The 17913-nt window shown below is 73.5% G+C and carries 18 protein-coding genes; 9 read left to right on the forward strand and 9 right to left on the reverse strand.

The features are described 5' to 3' along the window. The first annotated feature begins 90 nt into the window (after positions 1–90). A complete protein-coding gene (locus O7599_RS31505) occupies positions 91–549 on the forward strand; it encodes a type II toxin-antitoxin system PemK/MazF family toxin (protein WP_281619008.1) in 459 nt (152 codons plus the stop codon). A 34-nt stretch (positions 550–583) separates the two neighbouring features. Here the strand turns inward: O7599_RS31505 and map are convergent, their stop codons facing one another. Beyond that, complete coding sequence (map, locus tag O7599_RS31510; RefSeq protein WP_281619009.1) at positions 584–1351, reverse strand: type I methionyl aminopeptidase; 768 nt, start codon at positions 1349–1351, stop codon at positions 584–586. 54 nt (positions 1352–1405) lie between these two features. On the opposite strand from map, the gene O7599_RS31515 reads away from it, so the two are divergent. Both O7599_RS31515 and O7599_RS31520 read left to right on the forward strand, forming a co-directional pair. Continuing rightward, positions 1406–1690 carry a helix-turn-helix transcriptional regulator gene (locus O7599_RS31515; RefSeq protein ID WP_281619010.1) on the forward strand — a complete coding sequence of 95 codons (285 nt, stop codon included), beginning with the start codon at positions 1406–1408 and terminating at the stop codon, positions 1688–1690. 93 nt (positions 1691–1783) lie between these two features. Next, positions 1784–2626 carry a hypothetical protein gene (locus O7599_RS31520; protein WP_281619011.1) on the forward strand — a complete coding sequence of 281 codons (843 nt, stop codon included), beginning with the start codon at positions 1784–1786 and terminating at the stop codon, positions 2624–2626. A 48-nt stretch (positions 2627–2674) separates the two neighbouring features. Here O7599_RS31520 and O7599_RS31525 read toward each other — a convergent pair whose 3' ends face one another. The 3 genes from O7599_RS31525 to O7599_RS31535 form a co-directional block, all read right to left on the reverse strand. Next, on the reverse strand, positions 2675–3559 hold the full coding sequence (locus tag O7599_RS31525) for a PfkB family carbohydrate kinase (RefSeq protein ID WP_281623595.1): 885 nt from the start codon (positions 3557–3559) through the stop codon (positions 2675–2677). Positions 3560–3665: 106 nt separating this feature from the next. Continuing rightward, complete coding sequence (locus O7599_RS31530) at positions 3666–4574, reverse strand: pseudouridine-5'-phosphate glycosidase (protein ID WP_281619012.1); 909 nt, start codon at positions 4572–4574, stop codon at positions 3666–3668. Between the two features lie 41 nt (positions 4575–4615). Continuing rightward, positions 4616–5107: a hypothetical protein gene (locus O7599_RS31535; protein ID WP_281619013.1), complete on the reverse strand. Its 492-nt coding sequence runs from the start codon at positions 5105–5107 to the stop codon at positions 4616–4618. Between the two features lie 106 nt (positions 5108–5213). On the opposite strand from O7599_RS31535, the gene O7599_RS31540 reads away from it, so the two are divergent. Further along, positions 5214–5783, forward strand: a complete 570-nt coding sequence (locus tag O7599_RS31540; protein ID WP_281619014.1) for an HAD domain-containing protein — start codon at positions 5214–5216, stop codon at positions 5781–5783. A gap of 85 nt (positions 5784–5868) precedes the next feature. Here the strand turns inward: O7599_RS31540 and O7599_RS31545 are convergent, their stop codons facing one another. Both O7599_RS31545 and O7599_RS31550 read right to left on the reverse strand, forming a co-directional pair. Next, positions 5869–6411, reverse strand: coding sequence for a DUF1697 domain-containing protein (locus tag O7599_RS31545; RefSeq protein ID WP_281619015.1), 543 nt, complete (start codon positions 6409–6411; stop codon positions 5869–5871). 127 nt (positions 6412–6538) lie between these two features. Next, positions 6539–7066 carry a methylated-DNA--[protein]-cysteine S-methyltransferase gene (locus tag O7599_RS31550; protein ID WP_281619016.1) on the reverse strand — a complete coding sequence of 176 codons (528 nt, stop codon included), beginning with the start codon at positions 7064–7066 and terminating at the stop codon, positions 6539–6541. Positions 7067–7305: 239 nt separating this feature from the next. Here O7599_RS31550 and O7599_RS31555 point away from each other — a divergent pair, with 239 nt between their 5' ends. After that, positions 7306–8160, forward strand: a complete 855-nt coding sequence (locus O7599_RS31555; RefSeq protein WP_281623596.1) for an MHYT domain-containing protein — start codon at positions 7306–7308, stop codon at positions 8158–8160. Positions 8161–8203: 43 nt separating this feature from the next. Here O7599_RS31555 and O7599_RS31560 read toward each other — a convergent pair whose 3' ends face one another. After that, positions 8204–9130, reverse strand: coding sequence for a glycerophosphodiester phosphodiesterase family protein (locus O7599_RS31560; protein WP_281619017.1), 927 nt, complete (start codon positions 9128–9130; stop codon positions 8204–8206). Between the two features lie 299 nt (positions 9131–9429). Here O7599_RS31560 and uvrB point away from each other — a divergent pair, with 299 nt between their 5' ends. The 4 genes from uvrB to O7599_RS31580 all read left to right on the forward strand — a co-directional run bounded on the left by uvrB (position 9430) and on the right by O7599_RS31580 (position 15703). Then, complete coding sequence (gene uvrB, locus O7599_RS31565; RefSeq protein ID WP_281619018.1) at positions 9430–11559, forward strand: excinuclease ABC subunit UvrB; 2130 nt, start codon at positions 9430–9432, stop codon at positions 11557–11559. A 194-nt stretch (positions 11560–11753) separates the two neighbouring features. After that, positions 11754–12332 carry a TerD family protein gene (locus O7599_RS31570; protein WP_281619019.1) on the forward strand — a complete coding sequence of 193 codons (579 nt, stop codon included), beginning with the start codon at positions 11754–11756 and terminating at the stop codon, positions 12330–12332. 76 nt (positions 12333–12408) lie between these two features. Next, complete coding sequence (locus O7599_RS31575; protein ID WP_281619020.1) at positions 12409–14472, forward strand: TerD family protein; 2064 nt, start codon at positions 12409–12411, stop codon at positions 14470–14472. A gap of 229 nt (positions 14473–14701) precedes the next feature. After that, positions 14702–15703, forward strand: coding sequence for a TerC family protein (locus O7599_RS31580; protein WP_281619021.1), 1002 nt, complete (start codon positions 14702–14704; stop codon positions 15701–15703). Between the two features lie 63 nt (positions 15704–15766). Here O7599_RS31580 and O7599_RS31585 read toward each other — a convergent pair whose 3' ends face one another. Together O7599_RS31585 and O7599_RS31590 are read right to left on the reverse strand one after the other, a co-directional pair. After that, positions 15767–15988 carry a DUF397 domain-containing protein gene (locus tag O7599_RS31585; RefSeq protein WP_281619022.1) on the reverse strand — a complete coding sequence of 74 codons (222 nt, stop codon included), beginning with the start codon at positions 15986–15988 and terminating at the stop codon, positions 15767–15769. Positions 15989–17253: 1265 nt separating this feature from the next. Beyond that, entirely contained in the window at positions 17254–17910 is a 657-nt protein-coding gene (locus O7599_RS31590; protein ID WP_281619023.1) for an MBL fold metallo-hydrolase, read from the reverse strand. Positions 17911–17913: the final 3 nt, after the last annotated feature.

Below are 17913 nucleotides of genomic sequence, written 5' to 3' on the forward strand. Positions count from 1 at the left end.
TATGGCACCCTGCCCGGCCGTCCCGCCGTGGTGCGTCCACGCGGACGGGCGGTCGCCGCCCGCCCGCCGGCGGTTGCTACGGTGCACGGCGTGACCACGTCGACCGACGAGAACGGCCAAGCGGCCCGGCCCGGCCAGTCCGGCCCGTCCGCCACCACCGAGATAGACCCGCGCGCCGCCGGTGTCGTACGCACCTCCTACGCGCCCGACCCCGACGGCGACCCCGACCCCGGCGAGATCGTCTGGACCTGGGTCCCGTACGAGGAGAACGACGGCCGCGGCAAGGACCGGCCCGTCCTCGTCGTCGCCCGCGAGTCCGCCGGCACGGTCCTCGCCGTCCAACTGTCCAGCAGGCGCCGCGACGACGACCACGACTGGGTACGCATCGGCGCAGGACCCTGGGACCGCGAGGGCCGCGAGTCGTGGGTCGACCTGGACCGTGTGCTGCGGCTGCACGACGGCGGCATGCGCCGCGAGGCGTGCTCGCTGGACCGGCAGCGCTTCCACCTCGTCGAGCACCGCCTGCGGCTGCGCTACGGCTGGCGCTGACCCCCAGCCCGCGCCACGGCCCGCGCCCCGGCCCTCACAGCGTCGTCAGCACCCGCGGCCCGTCCCTCGTCACCGCGATCGTGTGCTCGATGTGCGCCGCCCTGCTGCCGTCCGCGGTCCGCAGCGTCCACCCGTCGCGGTCGACCCCGTAGTCGTCCGAGCCGCCCGACAGCAGCATCGGCTCGATCGCCAGCGTCAGCCCGTGGCGCAGCGGGTAACCCCGCCCCGCGCGCCCGCGGTTGGGCACGTGCGGGTCCTCGTGCATCCGCCGCCCGATGCCGTGTCCGCCGAAGTCCGCCGGCATCCCGCAGCCCGCCTCCGCGGCCACGCGCCCCACGGCGGCGGAGATGTCGCCCAGCCGCCCGCCCGCGACCGCGGCCGCGATCCCGGCGTCTATCGCGCGCTGGGTGGCGGCGATCAGCGCCGTGTCCCCGGGCCGCGGCGTGCCCACGGTGAAGCTGATCGCCGCGTCGCCCGTCCAGCCGTCCAGTTCCGCGCCGAAGTCGAGGGACACGAGGTCGCCGTCGCGCAGCCGGTGGCCGGTGGGGATGCCGTGCACGATCGCGTCGTTGACGGAGGTGCAGAGGACCGCGGGGAAGGGCGTGGCGGCGAACGACGGCCGGTAGCCGAGGAACGGCGATCCCGCCCCCGCCTTGTCCAGCACCTCCCGCGCGACCTCGTCCAGCTCCAGCAGGCTGACGCCGACGCCGGCCGCGTCCCGCGCGGCGGCGAGGGCCTGGGCGACGACGCGGCCGGCCTCCCGCATGGCGTCCAGTGCGGCGTCGTTCTTGATCTCGACCATGACGTGGCTCTCCCTCGGCCTCCCAATTACTATACCGGTATTAGTATCACGCTCATGGTTCGTACTCCACTGACCCCCGAGGAGCGCCGCCGCGGCGAGCGCTTCGGCGCCCTGCTGCGCGCCGCCCGAGGCGAGCGCAGCATGACCGACGTCGCCGCCGCGGCCGGCATCTCCGCCGAGACCCTCCGCAAGATCGAGACCGGCCGCGCCCCCACCCCGGCGTTCTTCACGATCGCCGCGCTGGCGGCCACCCTGGGCGTCTCCCTCGACGCACTCGCCGGCGCCTGCACCGCGCCCGAGCCGGAGGCCACCGCCGACAGCACCGTCCACGCGGCGTAGCGCGGGGTCAACTCCCGTCCCGGGCTGCGCCCGACCCGGTGACTCCGACGCCGGAACGCCGTAGCGGGACGCCGCGGCGGGCATGGCGCCCCCATGACGTACGCGAACGGCACCCGTGACACCCGTGAGACCCGCGGCGGCGGCTGGGAGGCGCGCTACCGCGCCGCCCTGGAGCGCGGCGCGGGGCGCGGAGAGGCCCTGCTGACGGGGGTGGCGGCGCTGGCGCTGTACGGGTTCCGGGGCGTGCCCGCCGCCGCGGACGTGCGCGTGGTCGACGTGCTCGTACCGCCTCGCCGCCGCCTCACCGCGCCGCCCGGCATCCGCATCCACCACGCCCCGCGCCGCCTGCCCCCGCCCGTCCGCCTGCCACCCGGACTCCCGGCCGCCCCGCCGGTCCGCGCCGCCGCCGACGCGCTGCGCGGGGTGCTCGACCACGACCGGACCGCCGCCCTGCTCCGCGAACTGCTCGACGCCCGCGCCACCCCGCCCGCCGCCGCGGCCACCGCACTCCGCGCCGCCGGCCTGCACACCCGCCCCGACGTCGCCGCCGCACTCGCCGCGCTCGGCTCCGCCGCCCGGCCACCCGCCGAAACGCGCGCCCGCGCGCTGCTCCACACCGCCGGCCTGCCGCCGCCGCTCTGGCACACCCCCCTGCACCTCGACGGGTACTGGCTCACCACCGCGCACGCCCACTGGCCCCGCACCGGCGTCCTCCTCCACCTCACCGAGCCGCCGTACCGCACCGACGACGGCACCGTGGAGCACCACAACGCCCTCGAAGCCCTGGGCCTGCACCTCGTCCACACCACACCGCGTCAGTTGTTCCGCGAGCCGGACGCCTTCACCGCCGCCGTCCGCGACGCCCTCGCCGCCGCCCCGCACGGGCCGGACCCCGGCCGCCTGCGCGCGCGCCCGCGGCGCAGGCGCGTGCGTTGAGGCGCGGTGCCCGCTGCGGGTCGCCACCGCGCGCCTCCCGGCCCGCCGCTACGCCCCCTGCCCCGGCCGTCCGCCCGGCGTACGGACCGCCGTTGCCGCCGTGGCACAGCCCGCAGCCGCAGCAGCGCGCGGGGCGCTGCCCGCCTGCACGGCCGCCAGATAGGCGCCGGCGAAGGCGTCGCCCGCGCCCGTGCTGTCGAGGGGCGTGACCGGGCACGCGGGGACGTGCACGGCGGGGACGCCGGGGGTGGCGAGGTGCGCGCCGTCCGCTGCGGCGGTGACCACGGCGGTGGCGCCGAGCGAGGCGGCCAGGGCCCCGGCCGCGGCGGCGGGGGAGGGGAGCCCGGTGAGCAGCGCGGCCTCCGCGGAGTTGGGGAAGAGGGTGTCCGCGTCGGCGATCGCGGTGAGGAACGCTCCGACCCCCGACGCCGAGAGGAAACCGGCCGACGCCGGATCCACGCTGACCGTCGCCCCGCGCGCGTGTGCGGCGGCGGTGGCGAGCGTGGCGAGGGCGCGGCCGGGAGCGGTGAAGAACAGGTAGCCGGAGAGGTGTACGTGCGTGACGCCGGCCAGCAGCCCCGGCTCCCAGTCGTCCGGGCCCAGCCGGGACGACGCCCCGCTGTCCGTCAGGAACGACCGCTCCCCGTCGCCGTCGACCAGGGCGACGACCTTGCCGGTGGGCGCCTCCGGGTCGACGCGGACGCGGGCGTCGACCCCGGCGCGTACCAACGCGGCGCGATGCCAGTCTGCGGAGTCCCGGCCCGCGCGCGCCAGCAAACGCACCCGCGCGCCACAATGCGCCGCCCACGCCGCGACGTTCGCGCCGGCGCCGCCGGGCAGGATCGCGATCCCCGCAGGAGTGTCCGTGCCGACGGCGAGCGGGGCGGTGTGGCGGGCGACGACGTCGGTGACGACGTCGCCGATGACGAGCAGGACGGGGCGGCGAGCGCCGTCCGCGGACGATCCCGTCCGCCCCCGCGCCCCTGTCTCCGTACGGTCCTCAGCCCGGCGCTCCGTCCGGTCGCTCACCCCCGGCCCCTCACACCCCGCCCCGCCCGCCCTGCACCGCGATCTCCGCCGCCAGCTTCACGTTGCCCCGCACCGCCGCGAGGTTCGCCTCCAGCGAAGCCCCGTGCGTGTGCTCGGTGAGATACCCGAGCAGGAACGGCGTGATCGCCTGCCCGCTCACGCCCCGCCGCGCCGCCTCGCCCAGGGCGTCCGCCAGTACCGCGTCGTGCACCGCCGGGTCCAGTTGCTCGGCCGCCGGCACCGGGTTGGCCACGATCACCGCCGACGGCTCCACGTCCAGCTCGCGTTGGGCGCGGAGCACGGCCGCGACCTCCTCGGGCGTACGGACCGTCCAGTCCACCGGCTCCCCGGACGTGCGGAGATAGAACCCCGGGAACTCCGCCGTGCCGTAGCCGAGGACCGTCACACCCAGCGTCTCCAGGCGCTGCAGCGTCGCCGGCACGTCCAGGATCGACTTCACCCCCGCGCACACCACGGCGATCCGCGTCCGCGCCAGCAGCCGCAGGTCCGCCGACTCGTCCTGCGACTGCGTCCACTCCCGGTGCACCCCGCCGAGACCGCCGGTGGCGAAGACCCCGATGCCGACGCGGGCCGCGAGGAACGCCGTGGCCGCGACGGTCGTCGCGCCGCTCGCGCCGAGGGCGGCGGCCGGCGCGAGGTCGCGTACGGTCAGCTTGCGCACGGAGTCGTCGGACGCGATCCGCTCCAGTTGCGCCCCGCCGAGCCCGACGTGCGGGGTGCCGTCCAGGACGGCGATGGTGGCGGGCACGGCGCCGGCGGAGCGGACGATGTCCTCCAGCTCGGCCGCCACCCGCAGGTTGCGCGGGCGGGGCAGGCCGTGGGCGATGATCGTCGACTCCAGGGCGACGACCGGCCGCCGGTCCGCGAGCGCGGCGCGTACCTCGTCAGTCAGGTGCATGCGACCACGGTACGTGCCGTCCGTACCCCGGTGATCAGCGCCTACGTGTCGTACAGCCCGTCCCACGGCTCGTGGAACCCGAGCCGGTCCGGGTACAACTCCGCCCAGTCCGGCTCGCCTTCACCGGCGTCCGGGCCGCCCGCGCCGCCCGGCGCCGGCTCCGCGTGCCGCTCCGCGACCAGCCCGAAGCGGATCCCGTCGACCGAGACCTCGAACGGCCTGATCGCGATGTCGCAGAACGCCAGCCCCGGCAGCTCGTCGAGCCAGCCCTCCATCTTCGCGTCCAGCCGGCCGTCCGCGGGCACGCCCGGGCCCGGGGTCCAGATGTCGGAGCCGGTGTGGTGGCCTTCGGCGTCGAAGCGGTGCAGCACGGCGTACCAGCGGCGATGCTCCAGCCAGTCGGGGCCCATGCGGTAGTCGGGCGGGTACGCGGCGGTGATCGAGGCGAGGAACTGCCCGTCGTCGTAACGGCCGATGTTCTCGGTGCGGTATCCGGGCTCGTGACGTATCGGGATGACCTCAGGGATCGCCATGGCCCAGACCCTAAGGGGTGGCCGCCGGGAGCGGCATCCGGGTCCCGCCCGGACGGACGGCCGCGCGGGGGGATACGCGGAGGGCGTCAGCGCTTACCTTCGGAGGATGGACGACGTTGACCGCGCTGCCGCTCCTGACGCCGCCCCCCACGCCTCCGCCGCCTCCGCGCGCCCGCTCCTCCTGCTGGACGTCGACGGCCCCCTCAACCCGTACGCCGCGCACGAACAGCCGCCCGGCTACGGCGAGTACGTGGTCACCGGCATGCCCGCCGGGCCCATCCGGCTGTGGCTGCGGCCGGCGCACGGGGAGCGGCTGCTGTCGCTGCCGTACGAGCTGGTGTGGGCGACCACGTGGATGCACGAGGCCAACACCGTCATCGGCGACCGGGTGCTGGGGCTGCCGCCGCTGCCGGTCATCGAGTGGCCGTCGATGTTCACCACCGACGACCCGGACGGGCTGTACTGGAAGACGCGGCACGTCGCCGCCTGGGCCGCCGGCCGGACGTTCGCCTGGGTGGACGACGAGATCACGGCGGCCGACACGGCGTGGATCGCGGAGCACCACGCGGGGGAGGCGCTGCTGCGGCGGATCGACCCGGCGCGGGGGCTGGTGGAGGAGGACTTCGAGGCGCTGGAGGCGTGGGCACGGGAACGGGACCGGCGCCCGCCGGAGTGAGCCGGCGGACGGGTGGGGCGCGGCATCGCCGCGTCTCACCTCGTCGCGTACGGAGCGGGCGGGCCGGGCCGGCCGCGTCCCGGCGTCAACCGTCCGCCATCTCCAGCAGCTTGAGGACCGTGTTCCAGTTGCGGGCCGTGGCCGTCACGGCCAGCCTGCGGCTGGAGAAGTCGGCCGCCAGCTTCGACCGCCCGAGCCCGCCGGGACACCAGACGTAGACGACGCGGTCCCCGAGCTCGTACCGGTCGGGTGCGTACGAGGCGGGGTCGGCGGTACGGAACCAGGCGTCGTCCGGCGCCGGCTCGGACAGGAACACGGCCAGGAAGCGGGCCGGTTCCGCGGCGCCCTCCGGCAGGGGGTTGCCGGCGACGACGGCCGCGATCTCGTCCCGCGTGCGCACGACGACCGGTATCCGCAGGCCGAACTCCTCGGCGACGACCGCCTCAACGGCCGCGGCGGTCTTCTCCGGCGGCGTGCCGGGGTCGTCGAAGACGACGTTCCCGCTGGCCACGTACGTGGCGACGCCGCCGAAGCCGCGGTCGGTCAGCGCTTGGCGCAGCGCGGCCATGGGGACCTTGTTCTTGCCGCCGACGTTGATGCCGCGCAGCAGGGCGATCTGCTTGCTCACACCCGGCGCCTCCCTTGTCCGTTCACCCGGCCCGCCCGCGCCCCGTGGCCGGGCACGGGGCAGCCCTCCCGCACCGTCAGAACCTTCACACCGTCAGACCCTGCGTCCCGTCAGGCCTTGCACACCGTCAGAACAGCGGTTCCGGCAGCACGCCCTCCAGCGCCAGCAGGCTCCGCTTCGTGTCGAGTCCGCCGCCGAAGCCGCCCAGCCCGCCGTCGCTCTCGATCACGCGGTGACAGGGCACGACGATCGGCAGCGGGTTCGACGCCATGGCCCGGCCGACCGCCTGCGCGGCGCCGGGCTCACCGACGCGGTCGGCGAGGAACTGATAGCTGACCACCGAGCCGTACCCCACCCGGGCCGCCAGCTCCTCCAGCACCCGCCGGTTGAAGCCGGCGGACAGCGACCAGTCCAGCTCCAGCCGGAACTCCTTCAGCTCGCCCGCGAAATACGCCCGCAACTGCCGCTCGGCCACCGCTATGTGCTCCGCGGGACCCGCCGGCTCCTCCCGGCCGCCCGCGCCCGCGGCGCCCGGCTGGGCATGGAACCCGACCTTGACCAGCCCCCGGTCCGTGGCGGCGAGCAGCAGCGGGCCGATCGGCGAGTCGACCACCCGGCGGCCCTGCCGGGGTGCGACGGCATCGGTGGCATCCATGCCGCGAGCGTAGGACACGGCACTGACAACCGCCCCGCGGCGCTCCGCCCCCGGGGCACGGCTCGACGGCACGGATCGGCCGCGTACCGATTGCGTATCGGCTGTGCGGGGGCCGTTCGAACCATTCCGGTCGTGACTCGCACACACCTACGATTCCCTCTGGTTGCCCCGTACATCTGTCGACACACCCGCAGACACACACCAGTAGACCCGGGAGTCACTCCGTGCTTGCTGCCCCCGTGCCCGTCGACGGGTTCACCTATGGCCTGCTCACCCCCGCCACCGCCTTCGCCATGGCCGCGGTCGGCAGCGCCCTGGGGCTGCGCTGCACCATGCGCGCGCTGTCCGCCGAGCCCACCCGGCGGGCCGGCTGGCTGCTGCTCGGCGCGGTCGCCATCGGCACGGGGATCTTCGCCATGCACTTCATCGCGATGATGGGCTTCACGGCCGACTCCGTCCACATCGGCTACGACGTGCCGGTCACCCTGGCGAGCCTCGGGGTCGCCATCGTCGTCGTCGGCATCGGCGTCTTCATCGTCGGCTTTCTCGGCCGCACCGCCCTCGCCCTCACCACCGGCGGCATCGTCACCGGTCTCGGCATCGCCGCCATGCACTACCTGGGCATGGCGGGCATGCGGCCGGACCGGGGGCGGCTGGTCTACGACGGCGCCGTCGTGGCGCTGTCCGTGCTCATCGCCGTGGTCGCCGCCACCGCAGCGCTGTGGCTGTCGATGACCGTGAAGCGGTTCGGCGTGGCGGTCGGGGCCGCGCTGATCATGGGGGTCGCCGTGTCCGGCATGCACTACACGGGCATGGCGGCGCTGGAGGTGCAGGCCCAGGTCACCACCGCGGCCGCCGAGGGCAAGAGCCCGGCCGAGATCCTGGCGCCGATCCTGATCGGTCCGGTGCTGCTGCTGGTGTTCGTCGGGCTGTTCGTCGGCATGGACCCGCTGGAGAACGAGTGGCGGGTGCCGGTGGGGGACGAGGGCGTCGCCGGCGGGGAGGCCGCGGCCCCCGAGCCGGCGGGCTCGGGGGCGGCGGTGTACTACGAGCGGGGCGGCGGCCGTACCGGCGGCGTCTGGCACCGCCCCTGACCACCCCGCCGCGGCGACTGCTCCGCGGCGACTGCTGCGGCGGCTACTCCGCGGCGACGTCGAATCCCGCGTCGCCAAGCGCCTCGGCGATCACGTCCGGCCTGTTGGTGATGATGCCGTCCGCGCCCCACCGGGCCAGCTCGACGGCCCGCGCCGGGTCGTCGACCGTCCAGGTGTAAGCCTCCAACTGCCTGCCGTGCGGCCCCTTGAGAGCGTGCACGGCCGCGTAGTACTCGGCGGACATGGTGCCGTGGTTGGAGTTGATCTGGTCCGAGAAGGCGGCGTACGCCGGCAGGTCCGCCACCGCGGGGGTGCCGAGGAAGCCGGTCTTCACGTCCGGCCGCAGCTCGTGCACGGTCTTGATGGAATCCGCGCCGAAACTCTGCACGACGAGCTTGTGCTTCACGGCCGTACGGCTCAGCCAGCCCAGCTTGCGCAGCTCGGTGAGGACCTCCTTCTCGATGCCCGGGTACAGCTCCGGCTTCTTGATCTCCAGCACCAGCTTCTGGCGGTTCTTCGTCACGCGCTTCATGTACTGCGTCAGGTTCGGCACCCGGGCACCGGCCCACTCCTCGCCCTTCCAACTGCCGGCGTCGAGCGTGCGGATCTCCTTCCAGGTGAAGTCGGAGACCTTCCAGGGCGCCCGGTCGGGGAACAGGTCCTCCACGTCGGTGGTCCGCGCGAGGGTGTCGTCGTGCATGATGACCAGCTCGCCGTCCTTGCTGCGCTGCACGTCGTTCTCGACCCAGTCGATGCCCATCTCGCGGGCCGCGTCGATGGCTTCGAGGGTGTTCTCCGGGGCGTCAGCGGAGGCGCCGCGGTGGGCGATCGTCACGACCGGTGCGGCGGCGGAGGAGGCGGCGGCGGAGTCGGCGGCGGTCGCGGTGGCGGACGTGGCGGCCGCGGTGAACACGAGACCGGCCAGGGCCGTCAGGGCGCCGGACGCGCGCGTAAGCGTGCGGGAGGGCATGCAGTCTCCTCGACTAGAGGTGATCACTTGTCGCCGCAGGGTCCCAGTGGCAGGCGACAGAGTACGAGGCCGGGGATGGCCAGAGATTGAACGCCGATATCGGCGCGGTGAACACGGGCCGGTCCCGGTCGGCGCAGGTGGAGGAGGTGGGGAAGCGCTTGCTGCACTCTTTCGGGCCCCGTCGATCTGGCTGGAAATGGCCTGGCCGGGTGCCCCGGGAGTTCGGTATTGAGCCAGGTCAGCGAGGGCGCCGGAGCGCTCCGGGTCGCGTTGTCAGCGGCGGGTCGTACGGTGGGGGCATGCGGCCCGTCACAGACATCGAACGCACCATGGCGCCCTTCGAGGTCGTCAGCCCGTATCAGCCGAACGGCGACCAGCCCGCCGCCATCGACGACCTCGAACGGCGGATCAGGGCGGGCGAGCGGGACGTCGTGCTGCTCGGCGCGACCGGCACGGGCAAGTCGGCGACGACGGCCTGGATGGTCGAGCGCCTGCAGCGGCCCACGCTGGTCCTCGCGCCCAACAAGACGCTGGCCGCCCAGTTGGCGAACGAGTTCCGCGAGCTCCTGCCGAACAACGCGGTGGAGTATTTCGTCTCGTACTACGACTACTACCAGCCCGAGGCGTACGTCCCCCAGACGGACACGTACATCGAGAAGGACTCCTCGATCAACGAGGAGGTGGAGCGGCTGCGCCACTCCGCGACGAACTCGCTGCTCACCCGGCGCGACGTCATCGTGGTCGCCTCCGTCTCCTGCATCTACGGCCTGGGCACCCCGCAGGAGTACGTCGACCGGATGGTGCCGCTGAAGGTCGGCGAGGAGATCGACCGGGACCAGTTGCTGCGCCGGTTCGTCGACATCCAGTACACCCGCAACGACCAGGCGTTCACGCGCGGCACGTTCCGCGTCAGGGGCGACACCGTCGAGATCTTCCCGGTGTACGAGGAGCTGGCCGTCCGCATCGAGATGTTCGGGGACGAGATCGAGGCCCTGTCCACGCTCCACCCGCTGACCGGCGAGGTGGTGAGCGAGGACGACGCGCTGTACGTCTTCCCCGCCTCGCACTACATCGCGGGCCCCGAGCGCATGGCGAAGGCCGTCGCCGGCATCGAGGACGAGCTGGGCGTGCAGCTCGGCGCGCTGGAGAAGCAGGGCAAGCTCCTGGAGGCGCAGCGGCTGCGCATGCGGACGACGTACGACCTGGAGATGCTCCAGCAGATCGGCACCTGCTCCGGCGTCGAGAACTACTCACTGCACATGGACGGCCGCGAGACCGGCTCCCCGCCGCACACCCTGCTGGACTACTTCCCGGAGGACTTCCTCCTGGTCATCGACGAGTCGCACGTCACCGTCCCGCAGGTCGGCGCGATGTACGAGGGGGACGCCTCCCGCAAGCGGACCCTGGTCGACCACGGCTTCCGGCTGCCGTCCGCGCTGGACAACCGCCCGCTGAAGTGGGAGGAGTTCCTGGAGCGCATCGGCCAGACGGTCTACCTCTCCGCCACCCCCGGGCCGTACGAGCTGTCCCGCGGCGACGGCGTCGTCGAGCAGATCATCCGGCCCACCGGGCTCGTCGACCCCGAGGTCGTGGTCAAGCCCACCGAGGGCCAGATCGACGACCTGGTGCACGAGATCCGCACCCGCGCGGAGAAGGACGAGCGCGTCCTCGTCACCACGCTCACGAAGAAGATGGCCGAGGACCTCACGGACTACTTCTTGGAGCTGGGCATCCAGGTGCGCTACCTGCACAGCGACGTCGACACGCTGCGCCGCGTCGAGCTGCTGCGCGAGCTGCGCTCCGGCGAGTACGACGTGCTGGTCGGCATCAACCTGCTGCGCGAGGGCCTGGACCTCCCCGAGGTCTCCCTCGTCGCCATCCTCGACGCCGACAAGGAGGGCTTCCTCCGGTCGGGCACCTCGCTCATCCAGACCATCGGCCGCGCCGCGCGCAACGTCTCCGGCCAGGTGCACATGTACGCCGACAAGATCACGCCGGGCATGGAGAAGGCGATCGACGAGACCAACCGGCGCCGGGCCAAGCAGATCGCGTACAACGAGGAACACGGCATCGACCCCCAGCCGCTGCGCAAGAAGATCAACGACATCGTCGCGCAGATCGCGCGCGAGGAGGTCGACACCGAGGCGCTGCTCGGCACGGGGTACCGGTCCACGAAGCCCGACACGCAGGTGAAGGCGCCGGTGCCCGAGCTGCGGCAGAAGACGAAGCCCGCCGGCCGCGGCGCCGAGGCGGGCGCGGCGCCCACCGAGACGCCCGCCGCCGACCTGGCCGCGCAGATCGAGGACATGACCGCCCGGATGCGGTCCGCGGCGGCGGACCTCCAGTTCGAGGTGGCGGCCCGGCTGCGGGACGAGGTGGCGGAGATGAAGAAGGAGCTGCGCCAGATGAAGGAGGCCGGGCTGTCGTAGCACCGGGGTGGTGCGGGGCGCGGGAGCCCCCTCGGGCGTACGCGGAGCGTGGCCGTCCGGGGGCGCACAACCGGTGGTGTGTAGCAGGAGCGCCACAAATCCTCCTCCGGGGGGACCACAGGGCCGCTGTCCTGCGTAATGTGCGTGACAGCGCGCCGGTCATGGCGCGTTCGGAGCAGGAGGGGAACGTAAGCGTGTCGATCAACTTGTCCAAGGGTCAGGCCATCAGCCTGCAGAAGTCCGATGGCGGCACCCTCAGCGCGGTCCGCATGGGGCTCGGCTGGCAGGCCGCCGAACGGCGCGGTCTCTTCGGTAAGCGCACGCGCGAGATCGACCTCGACGCCTCCGCCGTGCTCTTCGCCGACAAGGAGCCCGTCGACGTCGTCTTCTTCCGCCACCTCGTGAGCGACGACGGCTCGGTGCGGCACACCGGTGACAACCTTGTCGGTGGTGCAGGGCAGGGCGGCGACGACGAGTCGATCCTGGTCGACCTGCAGCGTGTACCGGTGCACATCGACCAGATCATCTTCACCGTGAACTCCTTCACCGGCCAGACCTTCGAAGAGGTGCAGAACGCGTTCTGCCGGCTCGTGGACGAGAGCAACGGCCAGGAGCTGGCGCGCTACACGCTCACCGGCGGTGGCACGTACACCGCCCAGATCATGGCGAAGGTGCACCGGACGGGGTCCGGCTGGGGCATGACCGCCCTCGGCTCGCCGGCCAACGGCCGTACCTTCCAGGACCTCATGCCGTCGATCCAGCCGCTCCTCTAGGGGCGGCGACGCGACGGACCGGTTTCCGAGGCATGACGCGACGTCGACGGCCGCAGCGAGTGCAGGGGAGGGCCGCATGACGGCCGAGTTGGTCCGCGGGCAGAACCATCTGCTGCCGCAGACCCGGGTGGAGATCAGGATTTCGGCGGGGAGCCCGGTGACGCCGGGCGCCACGCTGGGGGGAGAGGACGGCAGGGTCAGCGACCCGGGCCGGATCGCGCACCCCGGTGCGCCGCACCTGCCGGGCCTTGAGGTGCCCGGCCAGGCCGCGGCGGAGCACCGGCTGGCGGTGGACCTGGACGCGGTCCCGCCGGACGTGGAGCGCGTGCACGTGCTGCTGGCGCTGCCCGCGGGGGTGCCGGGACCGCGGAGCTTCGGCGCCATAGCGCCACCGTCGGTGGCCGTCACCGGCCTCGACGGCACGGCCATCGCGCGCTTCGTCATCACCGGCCTGGACAGCGAGTCGGCGGTCACCGCCGTGGAGCTGTACCGGCGGGGTGACGCCTGGAAGATCAGAGCCGTGGGCCAGGGATACGCGGGCGGGCTCGCCGCCATGCTCGCGGACCAGGGCCTGCCCGAGGCGCAGCAGCTCGCCGCGGACATCGAACGGGCCGTGGCCGAGGGGCTGGCGCGCGCCGTCGCCCCGGCGCCGCCGCCGGCCGCCGGTCAGCAGACCGGGGCGGGCACGCGCCGTGCGCAGCCGGCGGAGGAGCGGCAGGCGCAGGCGGGGCCCGTCGACTACCGGCATCCGCGCCGCGCCGCTGCGGCGGGGGCCGCGGGCGCGGCGAACGGCGGAGCGGGCACGTCGGGCGCGTCCAGCGCGCCACGCGCCCCCGCGTCCGCCGCGGCGCCCCCGCCCACCCCGCCGCCGGGGGTCGGGGCCGGAAGCGGCACCGGAGGCACCGCGGCGGGAGCACGGCAGGGCGCCGGTGCCCCCGCGGGCGGCGTGCCGCCGCAGCCCGACCGCGCCGCGTCGGGCCCCCCGGAGCCGGTCGCGGGCGACGCGCCCGGCTGGAGCATGGAGGAGCGGCTGTACAACCAGGTCTGGGGCATGTTCGAGGACCTGGCCCGCACGGTCGCCGCGTACCGCAGCGCCGTCGACTTCGCCGACTCCCGGATGGACCGCGAACTCGACCGGCTCCTGGCCGATCCGCGCGCCCGCATGGGCTCCATCGCCGACTCGGCGCGCGCCGAGGTACTCGCCCGCCACTCCACCCTGGTCGACCGGGCGCGCGAGGTCCTGGACCGCGACCTCGGGCAGCTCGTCGCCGAGGCCGGCGTCGTCGAGCCCGCGCTGCCGCCCGCGTTCGCCTCCTGGGCGAGCCCGGTGTGGCACGAGTACGAGGTGCCCGAGGACGCCCCGATGGCCCTGCGCCTCGGCGACCTCCACCTCCCCGAGCACACGGAGCTGCGCGTTCCGCTGCTCGTACGGCTGCCGCTGGAACGCGGCCTGTGGGTGGACAGCGGCACGTCCTCGCTCGGCCCGGGCGCGCTCGAAGGCGACCCGGAGCGGGGCTTCCCGGACGCCGCGGAGCGGCGCGCGCTGGCGCTCGACACCGCCGTGGCGCACGCCGCCCGGCTCATGTCGGTGCACCCGGCGGGTGAGTTCAACGTCCACTTCATCGACCCGGGCGCCACCGCGACCGCGGCGCTCACCCCGCTGCTCCACTCCGGCGTCCTCGCCGAGCCGCCGCCGAGGGGCGCCGCGGGCGTCACCGACACCCTCACCCGGCTGACCCAGCGCATCGACCTCGTCCAGATGGCGCTGCGTAGCGGGGCGGCCGACGCGCTGCCGCCGGACCTGGACCCGGCGCAGCAGCTCCTCGTGGTGAACGACTTCCCGCACGGCTTCGACGACCGCGCCATCAACCAACTGCGGTACCTCGCGGACGAGGGCCCGTCCGTCGGCGTGCACCTGCTGGTCGTCGCCGACCGCGAGGACGCGAAGGGCTACGGCCCGCTGCTGGACCCCTTCTGGCGCGGCATGCTGCGGCTCACCCCCACCCCGGACGACCATCTGGCCGACCCCTGGATCGGCCACGCCTGGACGTACGAACCGGCCCGGGCGCCGATGGGCAGCCGGGTGCTGGAACAGGTCCTGGCCCAGGTCGCGGCGGCCCGCCGCGCGCTGCGCCGCTGATCGGTCGGTCCCGCTCGACGTACGGCCCGCAGGCACCGCGCCTGCGGGCCGTACGCATGCGGCACGCGAACCGCTCCTACGCTCCTGACCTGCACACTTGATCGGAACTTTGCCATGGCTTGGCTCGTTCTATACAGTCAGGCGTTGGGGGTGAGCTTCCAGTTCTTCGAGTGGAAGGCACGCCCGGCAACCATGACGCTGAACATGCCGGACTTGCCGCGGAGGACGAGTGGACGTATCGCTGACCCTGTGGGTGCTCACGATCGTGGGCCTGTGTGCCCTGATCGGCATCGACTTCTTCGTCGGCCGGAAGCCCCATGAGGTGTCGCTCAAGGAGGCCGGCACCTGGACGATCATCTGGATCGTGCTCGCCGGGCTCTTCGGCGTCGGGCTGCTGATCTGGGGCGACGGCCAGGCGTCCGGTGAGTTCTTCGCCGGCTACGTCACGGAGAAGTCGCTGAGCGTCGACAACCTCTTCGTCTTCGTGATCATCATGGGCAAGTTCGCGGTCCCGGCGGAGTACCAGGCCCGGGTGCTCATGATCGGCGTCCTCATCGCGCTGGTGATGCGCGCGGCCTTCATCGCCGCGGGCGCCGCGCTGATCGCGTCCTTCTCCTGGGTCTTCTACATCTTCGGCGCGTTCCTCATCTACACCGCCTGGAAGCTCGTCCAGGAGGCCAGGGCCGAGGAAGCGGAGGAGGAGTGGGAGGAGAACCGGCTGCTCAAGATGGTCGAGCGCCGCTTCGCCGCCACGGACAAGTACCACGGCACGAAGCTGTTCATCATGGAGAACGGCAAGCGGCTGATGACGCCGATGCTGATCGTCATGCTGGCGATCGGCACCACGGACCTGCTCTTCGCGCTGGACTCCATCCCCGCGATCTTCGGCCTCACCCAGGACCCGTACATCGTCTTCACGGCCAACGCCTTCGCGCTGATGGGCCTGCGGCAGCTCTACTTCCTGATCGGCGGACTGCTCAAGAAGCTGGTCCACCTCTCGTACGGGCTGTCGGTCATCCTCGGCTTCATCGGCGTGAAGCTGGTGCTCCACGCCCTGCACGAGAACGGGGTCCACGTCCCGGAGATCAGCACGGCGGTCTCCCTGAGCGTCATCGGCGGCGTCCTGATCATCACGACGATCACGAGCCTCCGCGCCTCCCGCCGCATCGACGCGGAGGAGAAGGAGCACCCCGCGGAGACGGCCCGCCGCCCCGGCACGGGCCACGACTGAGGGTCCAGCGGATGTGCCCTGCCCCGGAGGTCGTCCGGGGCAGGGCACATAGCACCTACGGCGTCAGCGGGGGTCCTGGGCAGCGGCGAAGGCGAGGAACGAGGTCCATGCCTCGGGGGAGACGGTGAGGACGGGCCCGGACGGATCCTTGGAGTCACGCACGTGTACGCCTTCCGCCGCGGCGGCCACCTCGACGCAGTTGCCGCCACCCGACCCGCTGTAGCTGCTCTTCACCCATGCCAACTCATGCGAACCGACGGTGCCCGCTGCGTGCTCCACGCTCATAACTCTCTCCTGACCCATACGTGTCACCCCTTGCCAAGTGCCGATGGGCCCAGGCTATTCACGTAATCGAGCGACTACCCTGCGAAGTCGGAGTTCGCCACCGCCAAGCCACCCACCCGGCGGCCCCGCCGTATAGAACAGCAAGGGGCCTCGGCATCCCCTGTGTTTCCGGGGGTTCGCGTCTACTTTGCCGTCTCAGGTTCGCTCGGGCCGCGGTGTCGGCCTGCCCGGGGTGGGTGTGCGTGTGGATGGGCAAAACTCGACCTTCGTGGGTGATTTGACCCGGTTTTGTGGGCCTGTGGGGGTGAGTTTGTGCCGGTGGCGCGCATTCCGGGCGCCGCGGGGCGGTGGGCGCAGGTCTCGGCGGGCTGTGGTCGGGTGGATGCGTGTGGGGTAGCGAAAGTCGGTGTTGGGGGCCTGTTTTGGGGCGTATCCGGGGGTGTTACCGCGAGTTACGGCCGGATTTCTCCGCTCGGGGCGGCCAGGGGCGGGGTCCCGGTGGGGTTGCCTGTGCTCGGGCGGGCTCGTTTTCGGGGGCCGCGCCGTCCGGCGGGTGGGCCGCGTTGGGGTCTGGCCCGTCTTGGGGTTCCGGCCCCCGTCCGGCGGGGTCGTCCGCGTTGGGGCCTGGGCCGTCTTCCGGGCGCAGTATCCGCCGCAGCACCGGGCGCAGTGCCTGCCGCAGTACCCGCCGCAGTGCCTGCCGCAGCGCCGGCCCCCTCGCCGTGGGAAGGGGCGGTCGGGGCAGTGCCGCTGCTCGGGGCGTTGCCGGGCGCCGCGGGGGCGGCCCGCAGCGTCGGGCGCCGCGGGGGGCGGCGGGGGACGGTGCAGATGCCGGTGGACGGATCGCACAGGCCATCGGGTGCGCCGTCCCGGTGGCCCCCGGAGGAAGCCTCAGCCTGGGGGAGACCCCCGTACTGCGGCGTAAGTCGGTCGAGAAGGAGTTCGGGCCCCTGCCTCGGTAGAGCCCGCGCCACCTCCAGCGCGAACACGCCGTCGACGCCCTCCCGGGCCCGCTGCGCCACGCCGGCGCACCGCGGAGCCATACGTACGTATCGCCGTAGGTCCGGGTCCGGGTCCGGGTCCGGGTCCGGGTCCCGGGTACAGATCCTCCCGAAGGCGTACCGGCTCGCCCGGACACGGCTGGACCGCCGGGACCTCCCGGCCGCCCGGCGGCCGACTCCGACACAGGAACGCACGGGCCGCACCGGCCGCACGGGCCCCACCGCCCCCACCGCCCGCGCATAGCGCTGCCTGCTGCCGTACCGCTACCAGCCGCGTTCGCGCCACTCCGGCAGGTGCGGGCGCTCCGCGCCCAGGGTGGTGTCGTCGCCGTGGCCCGGGTAGACCCAGGTCTCGTCCGGCAGCTCCGCGAAGATCTTGGTCTCCACGTCGCGCAGCAGCGACGCGAAGCGCTCCGCGTCGCCCCAGGTGTTGCCGACTCCGCCCGGGAAGAGGCAGTCGCCGGTGAAGACGTGCGGGTGGCCGTGGGGGTCGTCGTAGACCAGGGCGATGGAGCCCGGGGTGTGGCCGACGAGGTGGCGGGCGGTGAGGGGGATGCGGCCCACGGTGATCGTGTCGCCGTCGTCCACGAGGACGTCCGTGGGGACGTCGATGTCGCCGGCGTCCGCGCGGCCCGCGTAGGTGCGGGCGCCCGTGGCCGCGACGACCGGGGCCAGGGCCTGCCAGTGGTCGCCGTGGCCGTGGGTGGTGACGGCGGAGGTGATGCCGTCGGGGCCGACGAGGGTGAGCAGCGTGTGGGGCTCGTTCGCGGCGTCGATGAGCAACTGCTCGTCCGTGGCGCGGCAGCGCAGCAGGTAGGCGTTGTTGTCCATCGGCCCGACGGCGACCTTGGAGATCATCAGATCAGTCAGCTCGTGCACGTCGGCGGCGCCGCCGACGGTGACCTTGCCCGTGTACGACATGGT

The organism is Streptomyces sp. WMMC500, from assembly GCF_027497195.1.
Lineage (GTDB): Bacteria > Actinomycetota > Actinomycetes > Streptomycetales > Streptomycetaceae > Streptomyces.